This is a genomic window from Rhizobium oryzicola (assembly GCF_030504645.1).
Lineage (GTDB): Bacteria > Pseudomonadota > Alphaproteobacteria > Rhizobiales > Rhizobiaceae > Neorhizobium > Neorhizobium oryzicola.
The window spans coordinates 319,037-331,756 of the sequence record NZ_JAUKWQ010000002.1 but is presented as its reverse complement, the minus strand read 5'-3'; the positions used below and the strand labels follow the sequence as shown (position 1 = coordinate 331,756).

7 protein-coding genes are annotated in these 12,720 nt (G+C 57.9%); 2 read left to right on the top strand and 5 right to left on the bottom strand.

Translation table 11 applies throughout. The annotated features are described in order from the left end of the window. Window positions 1-363 precede the first annotated feature (363 nt). Window positions 364-2,265 (top strand): potassium transporter Kup, encoded by a 1,902-nt coding sequence (locus Q2T52_RS08905; protein ID WP_302076355.1) that lies wholly within the window; start codon window positions 364-366, stop codon window positions 2,263-2,265. A gap of 86 nt (window positions 2,266-2,351) precedes the next feature. Here the strand turns inward: Q2T52_RS08905 and Q2T52_RS08900 are convergent, their stop codons facing one another. The 4 genes from Q2T52_RS08900 to Q2T52_RS08885 form a co-directional block, all read right to left on the bottom strand. Next, a complete protein-coding gene (locus tag Q2T52_RS08900; protein ID WP_302076354.1) occupies window positions 2,352-3,119 on the bottom strand; it encodes a hypothetical protein in 768 nt (255 codons plus the stop codon). A 228-nt stretch (window positions 3,120-3,347) separates the two neighbouring features. After that, a complete protein-coding gene (locus Q2T52_RS08895) occupies window positions 3,348-4,085 on the bottom strand; it encodes a hypothetical protein (RefSeq protein WP_302076353.1) in 738 nt (245 codons plus the stop codon). Between the two features lie 188 nt (window positions 4,086-4,273). Further along, window positions 4,274-6,310 (bottom strand): O-linked N-acetylglucosamine transferase, SPINDLY family protein, encoded by a 2,037-nt coding sequence (locus tag Q2T52_RS08890; protein ID WP_302076352.1) that lies wholly within the window; start codon window positions 6,308-6,310, stop codon window positions 4,274-4,276. Window positions 6,311-6,530: 220 nt separating this feature from the next. After that, window positions 6,531-11,042: a beta strand repeat-containing protein gene (locus tag Q2T52_RS08885; protein WP_302076351.1), complete on the bottom strand. Its 4,512-nt coding sequence runs from the start codon at window positions 11,040-11,042 to the stop codon at window positions 6,531-6,533. Here Q2T52_RS08885 and Q2T52_RS08880 point away from each other — a divergent pair. After that, complete coding sequence (locus Q2T52_RS08880) at window positions 11,029-11,223, top strand: hypothetical protein (RefSeq protein WP_302076350.1); 195 nt, start codon at window positions 11,029-11,031, stop codon at window positions 11,221-11,223. The two genes, Q2T52_RS08885 and Q2T52_RS08880, sit on opposite strands and share 14 nt — an antisense overlap. A gap of 656 nt (window positions 11,224-11,879) precedes the next feature. Here the strand turns inward: Q2T52_RS08880 and Q2T52_RS08875 are convergent. After that, on the bottom strand, window positions 11,880-12,701 hold the full coding sequence (locus Q2T52_RS08875; RefSeq protein WP_302076349.1) for a bifunctional allantoicase/(S)-ureidoglycine aminohydrolase: 822 nt from the start codon (window positions 12,699-12,701) through the stop codon (window positions 11,880-11,882). Between the last annotated feature and the right edge of the window lie 19 nt (window positions 12,702-12,720).

The following is a 12,720-nucleotide window of genomic DNA, read 5'->3' as shown; positions in this document are numbered from 1 at the left end:
GCCCCCTGAAGACGCCTAACGAGAAGCCGGGTATTCTTTAGGGAGAAGGCGTTGCCGTGAGGCAGAGTTTGCCGCATACTGCACACCAACCGGCCTTTGGCGCCAGCGTGAGGACTTGAATCGAGTCATGCGATTTTATTCCGTCCACCTCAGCTGCCGTGATGCGGCTTGCGCCCCTCATCCCCATAAGACCGAGCTGCGATACATTATGGTGAAGCCCGTGCAGTGCGCATCCACATGTGGATCGTCGGAACCGGGTGTCGCACTGAGAATCCCTTTGCGCTTCCATTCCCGTTCAGATAGGGCATCCGCTCGCGTGGCATCGATGCATTAATTGGGTCATCATCCCAGGGTCAGATTTGCATGTCTTCTTCCTCCTCGCCTGTCTCGCATGAGACGTCCGAGACCCGAAAGTTCCTTGGTCTGCTGCTCGGCTCCATCGGTGTCGTCTATGGCGATATCGGCACAAGCCCGCTCTATGCCTTTCGTGAAGCATTGCGTCCCTTTGCAGCGGATGGCGTGCACTCCACGGAAGTGATCGGCCTGATTTCCCTGATGGTGTGGACGCTGACGATCATCGTCACGTTCAAATACGTGCTTTTTCTGCTGCGCGCAGACAATGATGGCGAAGGCGGCACGCTGTCGCTTCTGGCACTGCTGATGAAGAAGACCGGCAGCTACCTGCCCGTGTTGTTCTTCGCAGGCGTGATCGGTGCGGCCCTGTTCATCGGCGATGCCATGATCACCCCTGCCCTGTCAGTCATGTCGGCGCTGGAAGGTCTGAAGCTCGTCACGCCTGCCTTTGCCGATTACGTGCTGCCCATGTCGGCGGCCATCATGGTGGCCCTGTTCATGGTGCAATCCAAGGGAACAGCCGCCGTCTCCAATTTCTTCGGACCGATCACCGTCGTGTGGTTCCTGGCCATGGCCTGGGGCGGCCTCATCCATATCGGCGATAACTGGATGATCCTGCAGGCGTTGAACCCGCTGAATGCGCTGTGGTTCATTACCCATGCTGGCACGGTGGGTCTGATTGTTCTGGGTGCCGTTTTCCTGACGGTGACCGGTGCGGAAGCGCTTTATGCGGATCTCGGCCATTTCGGGCGTCGGCCGATCCAGATCGCCTGGTTCGTGCTGGTCTTCCCGGCGCTCACGCTGAACTATCTCGGCCAGGGCGCACTGGTTCTGACCGATCCTGCAACCATCGAGAACCCATTCTATCTGCTTTACCCATCCTGGGCGCTGCTGCCGATCGTGATCCTTGCCACCCTTGCGACGATCATCGCCAGCCAGGCGGTGATTACCGGCGCCTTTTCGCTGGCAAGACAGGCGGTCAATCTCGGCTTCCTGCCGCGCCTGATGATCAAGTTCACGTCCGAAACCAACACAGGGCAGATTTACGTGCCTGCCGTCAACGGCCTGCTGTTTGCCGGCGTGATCGTGCTGATCTTCGCCTTCGGCAGTTCGGAAGCGCTGGCCACGGCCTATGGCATTTCGGTGACGGGCGCCATGCTGGTCACGACAATCATGGCCTTCCAGTTCCTGCGCTCGATCTGGGGTTATTCGCCGATCACCTCGGCACTACTGCTTCTGCCGTTGCTTTTGATCGAAGGCGTCTTCCTGGCGGCCAATATGCTGAAGGTACATGACGGCGGCTGGGTGCCGCTGGCACTCGCCACCGTCATCATGCTGATGATGTGGACCTGGACGCGTGGCTCGAAATACCTCAAGGACAAGATCTCCAAGAACGACATCCCGCTCGACAAGTTCCTGGTGGCAATCGAAAAGGAGTCCGCCCACGCGCCGGTCACAGTACCGGGCACGGCCGTGTTCCTCACCAGTGTGCCGGATCGCACACCCGCCGTGCTGCTGCACAATATCAAGCATAACCATGTCCTGCACGAACAGAACGTCATCCTGACGGTCTGGACACAGGACAAGCCCTATGTGCCGGAATATGACCGGGTGGAAATCCGCAGGCTGTCGGAGCGTTTCATCCGTCTCGACATCACCTTCGGCTTCATGGAAGAGCAGAACATCACGAAAGCTCTGAGCCTCTGCCGCAAGAAGGGCTTCAAGTTCGAGATCATGCAGACCTCCTTCTATCTCGGCCGTAGAAGCCTGGTGCGCGCGCCCAATACCGGCCTGCCCGCCTGGCAGGAGAGGCTTTACATCGCGCTTGCCGATTTCGGCATCGACCCATCCAACTACTTCAAGCTGCCGGCAAACCGAGTGGTGGAACTGGGCGAGCAGGTCACCATCTGATCTCGCAGAACTGAAAAAAGACAAGGCCCGCCAGAGGCGACCGGCGGGCCTTGTCCTGAACCATCGGCGACTGCCGACAGTTGATCTTATCGCTGCTTCGGAACAAGGAATTCCTGGCCGAAGAGATGCAGCCACAAACGCTCCAGCACGTAACCGTAAACGGTGACGCCCGTGTTCGCGAGATTGCGCATGGCATCCAGCCCATGTTGTGGGAAGCGCGCAATCAAATCGTTGCGCACAGCAAAGATCGCCCCATAGGAGAATACGCCAACCGTATGGGCTTCCGCCTTGTCGGCCAGTTCATCAAGGCCGCAGGAGCGCAGGTAGTGGCCCGCCACGTTGATGCCTTCCGGCGGATTGCCGTGCAGAAGGCGATAGACCATGCTCATGCCGCTGGCGCCGGCGTCCGTGAAATCAAGCGGACCCCAGGTGATCAGGGAGTATCGTTCCGGGCGCACTCGCAGGCCGCCTTTGAGTAGCGGCATGTAATCGTCAAGCAAGGATGCCGGCGGAATATTGCGCTCTGCCATCCATTGCCACGAAAGGGCCTGCACCTTGTCCCACTCGACCCATGTATCGAGGAGCGGAAGGAAATCCGGGCTATGCTCGAAAGGGTCGCCCTGCGCGAATACGGTGAAATCGTGGTCCATACGCTTCACCGTCATCATATGGTGCAGATAGGTTTCAGACTCGCGGCCCATATTCGGTCGGTCGATAATGTGGTTGACGCGCTTCAACAACTCGGGCGACTGGATCGGCTCCCCCTTGTTGTAGAGGAAGATCTCGTAGTTGTCGGGCACCTGAACGAGCCAATCGACGTTTTCCGAGTATCGGGCGATAACAAGCGAATGCAACGGTGAGACCTCCCAATTCGGGTGACTAGAGTTGTTCGGCAAAGGGCCACGGTCTGCGGCCCGAGAATTGAACGCTGTTGATTCTTTAATAAAATCCGTCGCTTGTTCGGGGCTGGCGTACTGTTGGGAATAGAGATGAGGCCACGCGCCGAACAGGAAAAATGGAAGTACCGGTCTATCCATCAAACCGGCACTTCATTTGTGGCAGATGCCTGGGATCAGGCTTGATCAGGCCTTCTTCTTCAGGACGCCAAGGCCGAGGAAGTTGCCCTGAACGCTGTCATACTGCTGGCCGAATTCCCAATGGTCGAAATCGGTTTCCGCCTGCTTGAGATAGGACCAGAACAGTGTCGTTGCCGGGCAACCATCCGAAGTGACGTCGTGGTGGACGATGATATCCGCCTTCGTGCGCACCAGCAGGTGGTCGAACATTACCCCGTGCAGCGAGTGATCGCCATCAATGAAAACCATTTCCGGCCGGAAGGTCGCGAAATACTTCTTCACTTCTTCAGAGGTCGAGAACGCTTCAAGATAGATGATCGGGCTGGACGAAATTTCCCGATATCGCTGGATAAATGGTGTCGGAGCAATCGGATCGATCGCGAGCGAGAATTCGATCGGCGCGCCGATGCGCTTCAGCCATTCATTGACCAGAATAAAGGTGCCACCCCAGCGGCAACCGATTTCCGTGTAATTGTGAACACTCTTGGCGTTATGCGCCAACCATACCAGATAGTTGGCGAGCTGCGAAGGATACTGCCACAGATGCAGGCCCCTGCCGAAATAGGCACCGAGTTCCGGCGGCTGCTGCTCCAGCTGCTCGTTATTCAGACCGAGAGACGGAATGAATTCATGCTCGAGGTACTGCATGTCGTAGCAGCGTTGCAGCGGCAGATCGCGTACCTTTGCAATCACCTCATCAACCGCACCGACGATACTCTGGTAGTAGGCGTATTTCTCTTCCATTGCTGTCCCCTTCAAAGAAAGCCAAGCCCGGGATCCACGCTTTCGGATCAGCGGTGTGGTGGCGGAATGACGTATCGGAAATTGCGTTCAAGACGGGGGGACAAGAACCTTCGCCCTCCCTTTTGGACGGCTGAGCATCATTCAACCGCCCACATGCACGTTGGATCGATCTTGCCGTCAGGCGCAGCTCAGTTCCAGAGTCTCGCATCGCGTGGAAGCGGCGAAATGGCATCCCACTCGGCAAGCTTCGCCCTATAGCGCGCACGGTAGGAGGACTCATCCTCATTTTCCGGACCGGCAGCCACCAGTTCCGCGCCAATCTCGTAATAGAGGTCAAGGTTTGTCAGGTCCGGCGCGGGCGTCTCGCCGCGTTCGCATTCGCCCTGCATCTGCCAATAAAGCTCTTCCAGACGACGCGCGAGGCCAGGCATATCGCGAAGGGCGCAGGTTTCACGCTGCCGCTGAATCGACTCTCGGATCGTCTTGAGGCTCTGACGGTCACGTTCCAGGTTGACGGCCAGATTCACATATTCATCAGCGGTATTGCAGATCAGTTCTGGAACGCCCGCCGAGTGGACGATGCTGGCGCAGAAGCGCGAAGCAAATGTCTTACCCGGCATCGTCACAATCGGCACACCCATGGTGATCGCATCGGCCGCCGTTGAGTGGGCGCCGTAGGGGAAAGTGTCGAGGAAGAGATCGGCCAGCCCGATGCGCGCGAGATGCTGGGGATTGGATGCCTTTGGCGCAAAGATCAGACGCTGCGGATCAACGCCGGCCTTCTCCGCTTCTTCGCGAAGGCGATTATTGGCAATGTCGTTGCTTCCAAGCAACCAAAGAACGCTACCCGGGGTCGCATTCAGAATGGCCATCCAGCGTGCGAAGCACTCCTGAGTGATCTTCTGCATGCCATTGAAAGAAACGTAGACGAAGGCATCATCCGGCAAACCGGCCTCCTCGCGCGTCGGCTTTGGCGCAATCTTGCGCTTGCGATCGACAGGCTGGTTGCAGGCTATGCGTAGCACCTTTTCCGTGTAGTAGATCTCGTTTTCAGGCGGCACGATGAAGTTATCGGCGATCATGTACTGATGGTACGGATTGGCCATCGAGCCTGGATAGCCACAGAAATTGACGATGACCGGTGCCGGACGATAGGCGAAGATCTTCGTGCGGGCATGTTTCGTGAAGCCGTTGACGTCGATCAACACATCAATTCCGTCAGCTGAAATCTGACGAGCGGCATCCGCATCGCTGACTCCAGCAATATCGCGCCAGTGATCAACGGCAGTGCGGATACGCTGATGGGTCTCATCGGATGCCGGGCGTGGATCGCCGCAGTAGTAGGCAAAGACCTCTACCTTTTGCTTGTCGTGCAACTCGAGAACTTCAACGAGCGCGAAGCCAACGGCATGCTCTCGCAAATCCGACGAGAGATACCCGACGCGAAGCCGCTCGTTCGTGCCGGAGATCCGACGCGGAGCCTTGCGCGGAAAGTCACGCGTATCCGGACGGCCGATTAGCGACTGACTGTAGCGATAGGATTTCGCCAGGTGGAAAAGCGGATCATCCAAATAGCAGGAGAAAGCCAAGGGGGACAGCATATCGATCAGCTGGCGGTGCGTAACATGCTCCGATGGCGTCAGGATCGGCCATTTGCACTGCCGCTGGCGAAGTGCTGTCCAATGCTGTCCGGCCTCGGACTTGTGCGGCTGCATTTCAATGGCCTGCCATAGAACGGCCTCGGCCTGATCAAGCATTTCTGAATTTTCGAGCACACGACCGATATGCTGCAGCACCATGTGGCGATGCTTGATCTTGTCGGCCGTCACTTCGGCGGTTTTTTCTGCGTAAGACTGCCACTGCAGAATGGCGCGACCGACAAGCCCGGCATCTTCCAGCGCGCGACCGAGATTGATGTGGCCCGGCGCAAAATCGGGATTTACTTCCACACAGGAGCGAAGCGCCTCGATCGAACCAGCCAAATCCCCGGCCTGACGCAAGGTTACTGAATAATTGAAGTACACCAGATGACGGAGAGGATTACCTTCGTTGTAGGCGAGCCAGGTCTTGTAAATCTCGATTGCCTGCTGTTTCAGCCCTGCCGTATTCAGGCTTTCCGCCACCTGAAAGACCGTGGCGACAGACATGTCCTGAGCCTTGGCCTGCTCAAGAAAACCCGCCAGTGGCGACGCGTCTTCAGTCACGTTCGAAAGGTTAGCGCCCATGATATCCCGCTTGTAAATGTCAACGACCCCGACTCCGAGGTACTGATGGATTTGTTCTTAAGCGGTTTATTTGAAGCAGCTTGCATGGGGCTTGCACAAAGGCCTTCGCGCCCTCCCTTGCCTACGTAATACAGGCGCCAAAAGCAGAAACGGCGCGCGGATAAACCGCACGCCGTTTCGCTGGAGGGTGGGAGGCGGGAATACTCCGCCTCCTCGATTGTTAGACCGCGTTGTAGGCCGCGATGATCGCGTCGACCTGCGAAGAGTTCAGAGCCTGGATCTGGACCGAAGAGAAGGTCGAGATCTGGGTCGTATTCAGCTTCGCGATATCCTGGGTTTCCAGGCCAGCCAGAGCCTTGGTCGTCAGGGCTGCAATATCTCCGGTGGAGAATGCTGCCATGTCGTCGGTTTCGAAGGCTGCCAACTGGGCGGAGCTCAGAGTTGCGAACTGAGTGGTCGTCAGTGCAGCAACCTGGTCCGTCGTGAAGGCCGCAACCTGCGCAGTGGTCAGAGCAGAGAACTGAGCCGTACCGAGCTTAGAAATCTGGTCCGTGGTCAGGACTGCGACGTCAGCGGTGGTCAGAGAAGCAACCTGCGTCGAGTTCAGGGCGTTCAGCTGATCGGAAGTCAGCTTGGAGACCTGATCCGTCGTCAGAGACTTGATCTGCGAGCTCGTCAGCGACTTGACCTGCTCGTTCTTCAGGACTGCGACATCACCGGTGGAGAGCGATGCGATCTGGGCGGTGGTCAGAGCGGAGATGACCGTCGACCGCAGGTTGGTGATCTGATCGGTGGTCAGAACCGCAACAGCGTCGGTGGTCAGGGACGAGACCTGGGTAGAGGTCAGGGCTGCAACCTGTGCCGTGTTGAGGGCGACTGCCTGGTCCGTCGAGAGCGTCTTGATCTGGCTCGTCGTCAGAGAAGCAACCTGCGTACCGGACAGAGCCACAATCTGCGAGCTCTTCAGGACTGCGAGGTCCGTCGTTTCGATCGATGCAACCTGCGTGCTGGAGAGAGCAGCGATCTGGTCGGTCTTCAGGACGGCCACCTGGTCAGTCGTCAGAGCAACGATCTGGCGGGTGTTCAGAGCCTTCACCTGGGCAGAGCCGAGCGAAGCGATCTGGTCCGTGGACATGCCCGCGAGGTCACCGGTTTCGATCGAAGCGATCTGAGCCGAGCTGAGTGCGCTCAACTGAGCCGTGGTCAGCTTGGAGACCTGATCCGAAGTCAGGGCAGCGATCTGGGCGCTCTTGAGGGCAGACAGCTGGGTCGTGTTCAGGACCGCGACGTTGTCGGTGGTCAGGATCGCGATCTGGCCGGTGCTCAGGGCGGAGATTGCCAAGGACTTCAGGTTGACGATCTGATCGGTCTTCAGCGCAGCCAGGTCATCGGTGGTCAGAGCCGCGGCCTGAGCCGAGGTCAGAGCGCCAACCTGGTTGCTGTTGAGAACCACAGCCTGATCGGTGCTCAGGGCCTTGATCTGGGCGGTGGTCAGGGCAGAGATCTGGCCGCTGTTCAGCTTGGAGACCTGATCGGTCGTCAGAACGTTGAGGTTCGTCGTGGTGATCGAGGCAACCTGCGTCGAGGTCAGAGCATTCAGCTGGTCAGAGGTCAGCTTGACGGTCTGGTCGGTCGTCAGAGCGCCGAGCTGGCGGCTCGTCAGGGACTTGACCTGTTCCGTCTTCAGGACTGCCACATCGGCTGTCGTCATCGCAGCGATCTGAGCGGTCGTCAGCGCGGAGATGGCGAGCGACTTCAGGTTCGTGACCTGATCCGTCGTCAGGGCGGCCACAGCATCGGTCGTCAGAGAAGCAGCCTGGTTAGAGGTCAAAGCTGCAACCTGCGTCGTGTTGAAGGCGACAACCTGATCCGTCGAGAGCGTCTTGACCTGATTGGTGGTCAGCGAAGCAACCTGCGTGCCGGTCAGAGCGGCAACCTGTGCCGTCTTCAGGGCTGCAAGATCGACAGTTTCAATCGCAGCAACCTGGGCGCTGGAGAGAGCAGCAACCTGATCCGTCTTCAGAACTGCGATCTGGTCCGTCGTCAGAGCCACAATCTGTGCCGTCGTCAGAGCGCGCACTTCACCAGTGGAGAGCGCCGCGATCTGATCAGTCGACAGCGTTGCGAGGTCGACTGTTTCGATTGCAGAGATCTGGGCAGAGCTCAGGGCGTTCAGCTGAGCGGTCGTCAGCTTCGATACCTGGTCCGTGGTCAGAGCGGCGATCTGGTTGCTCTTCAGAGCGGCCAGTTGCGTCGTGTTCAGGACCGCGACGTTGTCGGTGGTCAGGATTGCGATCTGGCCAGTGCTGAGAGCAGAGATTGCGGAGGATTTCAGGTTGACGATCTGGTCGGTCTTCAGGGCAGCCAGGTCATCGGTCGTCAGAGCGGCAGCCTGAGCGGAGCTAATCGCGTTGATCTGACCGCTGGTGAGAACCACAGCCTGGTCGGTCGTCAGAGCCTTGATCTGAGCGGTGGTCAGAGCAGAGATCTGGCCGCTGTTCAGCTTGGAGACCTGATCGGTCGTCAGAACATTGAGGTTCGTCGTGGTGATCGAGGCAACCTGCGTCGAGGTCAGAGCGTTCAGCTGATCGGAGGTCAGCTTGACAGTCTGGTCGGTCGTCAGAGCGCCGATCTGACGGCTCGTCAGCGACTTGACCTGCTCGTTCTTCAGGACTGCGACATCACCGGTGGAGAGCGATGCGATCTGGGCGGTGGTCAGAGCGGAGATGACCGTCGACCGCAGGTTGGTGATCTGATCGGTGGTCAGAACCGCAACAGCGTCGGTGGTCAGAGACGAGACCTGGGTAGAGGTCAGGGCCGCAACCTGTGCAGTGTTGAGGGCGACTGCCTGGTCCGTCGAGAGCGTCTTGATCTGGCTCGTCGTCAGAGAAGCAACCTGCGTACCGGACAGAGCCACAATCTGCGAGCTCTTCAGGACTGCGAGGTCCGTCGTTTCGATCGATGCAACCTGCGTGCTGGAGAGAGCAGCAATCTGGTCGGTCTTCAGGACGGCCACCTGGTCAGTCGTCAGAGCAACGATCTGCTTCGAGGTCAGAGCCTTGACCTGCGTGGAACCGAGCGAAGCGATCTGGTCCGTGGACATGCCCGCGAGGTCACCGGTTTCGATCGAAGCGATCTGAGCCGAGCTGAGTGCGCTCAACTGAGCCGTGGTCAGCTTGGAGACCTGATCCGAAGTCAGGGCAGCGATCTGGGCGCTCTTGAGGGCAGACAGCTGGGTCGTGTTCAGGACCGCGACGTTGTCGGTGGTCAGGATCGCGATCTGGCCAGTGCTGAGGGCAGAGATTGCGGAGGATTTCAGGTTGACGATCTGGTCGGTCTTCAGGGCAGCCAGGTCATCGGTGGTCAGCGCGGCAGCCTGAGTGGAGCTAATCGCGTTGATCTGACCGCTGGTGAGAACCACAGCCTGGTCGGTCGTCAGAGCCTTGATCTGAGCGGTGGTCAGAGCAGAGATCTGGCCGCTGTTCAGCTTGGAGACCTGATCGGTCGTCAGAACGTTGAGGTTTGTTGTGGTGATCGAGGCAACCTGCGTCGAGGTCAGAGCATTCAGCTGGTCAGAGGTCAGCTTGACAGTCTGGTCGGTCGTCAGAGCGCCGAGCTGGCGGCTCGTCAGGGACTTGACCTGTTCCGTCTTCAGGACTGCGACATCGGCTGTTGTCATCGCAGCGATCTGAGCGGTCGTCAGCGCGGAGATGGCAAGCGACTTCAGGTTCGTGACCTGATCCGTCGTCAGAGCGGCCACAGCGTCAGTCGTCAGAGAAGCAGCCTGGTTAGAGGTCAACGCTGCAACCTGCGTCGTGTTGAAGGCGACAACCTGATCCGTGGAAAGCGTCTTGACCTGATTGGTGGTCAGAGCGGAGATCTGAGAACTCGAGAGAGCGGCAACCTGCGAAGTCTTCAGAGCGGTGAGGTCAGCCGTTTCGATGGCCGAAATCTGGGCGCTGGAGAGAGCAGCAACCTGATCCGTCTTCAGAGCAGCAATCTGATCACTCGAGAGAGCGGCGATCTGACGGGTCGTCAGCGCCTTGATCTGCGTGCTGGAGAGGATGGCAATGTCGTCGGTGCCGAGAACGCCAATCTGGGCGCTGCTCAGAACGGCGATATCGCCCGAACGCAGCGCCAGGAGCTGGTCGGACGAAAGAGCGTTCAGGTCATCGGTTTCAAGTGCGGCAGCCTGCGCACTGGAGAGCACGGCAACCTGTGCAGTTGTCAGAGCTGCAGCCTGAGCGGTCGTCAGAGAGACGATCTGTGCGGTCGTCAGAGCAGCAACCTGAGCGGTGGACAGCTTGGTGATCTGATCCGTGGTCAGGGCGGCGAAGTCAACCGTTTCCATGGCAGCAATCTGGCTGCTCTTGAGAGCGCCGAGCTGCGTGGAATTCAGTACCGATACCTGGTCAGTGGAAAGGTTTACTATCTGGGAGGTGGTAAGTGCACCAACCTGAGCGGTGTTGAGGGCGGTGATGTTTGCCGTGCTGATCGCTGCAAGCTGGTCCAGAGAGAAGCCGATAATCGCGCTTGTTGCGATCTGGCTCAGCTGGTCCGACTTCAGGGCGGCGACGTCATCCGTGTTGATGGCGCGGATCTGGGCGGAGCTAAGTGCCTGAACCTGGGTAGACGTCAGAGCCGCGATATCGGTTGTCGTCAACTTCGAGATCGCGGACGTTGATAGCGCCTTGATCTGGGGGATGCTCAGAGAGGAAATGATCGATGTCATAGACGTGCGTCTCTCGTTTTCGGGACAGTTGCGAGCATTTTCCCTCCTCACGACCGCCTGCGAAAACCAGCAGAACCTAAATCATCGGCTCAAACGCAATGGCGCCGCTGGCGGCCCCGCCCAGGCGAAAGACACCAAAAACGGCACCCATCACACGAACGGCCTACGGAAGGAAATGTGATAGAAACATGGCTCGCACGAGCCAGCGCGGTGAAAGGGCATCATGCATACAGGATCTACATCGATCCTGCCCTCACGCCAGTATCCGCCAAGCTAACGAATGAGAGGATGCGCTCACAAAGTTCCGTGGTTGAGCGATTCTGTCATGCAGCATAAGCTCGCGATGCTAAACAGATACGCTTTTACCTCTTAATTTTAAATTAATGAAGAGGCTTCGATTGCCCGAATTAAATTATTCCCAAATCAATACAGGGTAGCGGGGAATTATGAAAGTTCCCCACGTATTAGTTTACGTGATTCGCTCTGTTTTTGGGAAAATCCGCCGCCGCGTTACGAAAAACTTCGGGAATATATCTCGGTATATTCTGGCACTCTACTTTGAGATATAGACCGCCTCGCATGGCTGACTAGACCATAGGGAATGATTCTTAATTTCGAGTGAAACTTACGAAAATTTCTAAGTTTGACAATAGTCGGATCAGCAAAGCCGCCTGCGAACTTATGGTGAGCGAAAATATAACCCTTAATCATTTTTTGATTTTGGCTGAAAACACAGAGGGGGATCGGGCGATCCCCCATTTGCAGCAGGCTAACGGCCGCCAGACAGACGACCAATAGCGGCCTCCCGTCGCAGAATTTATACTTGAGAAATTCCGCTCACCAGAGATCGACGTGCCGATTGACGTCCTTGTAAAGAAGGTACCGGAAGCGCCCGGGCCCGCCTGCATAGCAGGCCTGCGGGCAGAAGGCGCGAAGCCACATAAAATCGCCGGCTTCTACTTCGACCCAATCACTGTTGAGGCGATAGACCGCCTTGCCTTCGAGAACATAGAGACCATGCTCCATCACATGCGTTTCCATGAAGGGAATGATCGCGCCCGGCTCGAAGGTCACAATGTTCAGATGCATGTCGTAGCGGACATCGGCGGGATCGATGAAACGGGTCGTGCCCCACTTGCCGTCCGTGTCAGGCATGCCCGAGATCTGATGTTCGTCTTCATGCGAGACGATGGCCGGGGGCAGTTCCAGCCCTTCGACGGCCTGAAACTTCTTGCGTACCCAGTGAAACTTGGCAGGCGCGTTTGAAGTGTTCTTGACGCTCCAGGCCGTTCCTGCCGGCACATAGGCAAACGAACCTTCGCGCAGTGCATGCGCCTTGCCGGCAATCGTCAGGGTGAACTCGCCTTCGACGACAAAGATTGCCGCCTGGGCCGCCGGGTTCGGTTCCGGCCGATCACTGCCGCCACCCGGCGCGACTTCCATGATGTATTGCGCAAAGGTTTCGGCAAAGCCCGTCAGTGGGCGAGCAATGATCCATGCCTGGGTCTTGTCCCAATGCGGCAGGAGGCTGGTGACGATATCACGCATCACGCCCTTGGGTATCACCGCATATGCCGTGGTGAAGACCGCGCGTCCGGACAACAGGTCCGTCTGTCCCGGCAGGCCGCCCATCTGTGAGTAATATCGTCCCGTGCTCATGACTCATGCTCCGCAATAG

What these genes read in the sequence shown, in the direction of transcription:
- Q2T52_RS08905 (WP_302076355.1), top strand. Translation starts at nt 364, where the DNA reads ATGTCTTCTTCCTCCTCGCCTGTCTCGCATGAGACGTCCGAGACCCGA.
- Q2T52_RS08895 (WP_302076353.1), bottom strand. Translation starts at nt 4,085, where the DNA reads ATGGAAGAGAAATACGCCTACTACCAGAGTATCGTCGGTGCGGTTGAT.
- Q2T52_RS08890 (WP_302076352.1), bottom strand. Translation starts at nt 6,310, where the DNA reads ATGGGCGCTAACCTTTCGAACGTGACTGAAGACGCGTCGCCACTGGCG.
- Q2T52_RS08880 (WP_302076350.1), top strand. Translation starts at nt 11,029, where the DNA reads ATGATCGATGTCATAGACGTGCGTCTCTCGTTTTCGGGACAGTTGCGA.
- Q2T52_RS08885 (WP_302076351.1), bottom strand. Translation starts at nt 11,042, where the DNA reads ATGACATCGATCATTTCCTCTCTGAGCATCCCCCAGATCAAGGCGCTA.
- Q2T52_RS08875 (WP_302076349.1), bottom strand. Translation starts at nt 12,701, where the DNA reads ATGAGCACGGGACGATATTACTCACAGATGGGCGGCCTGCCGGGACAG.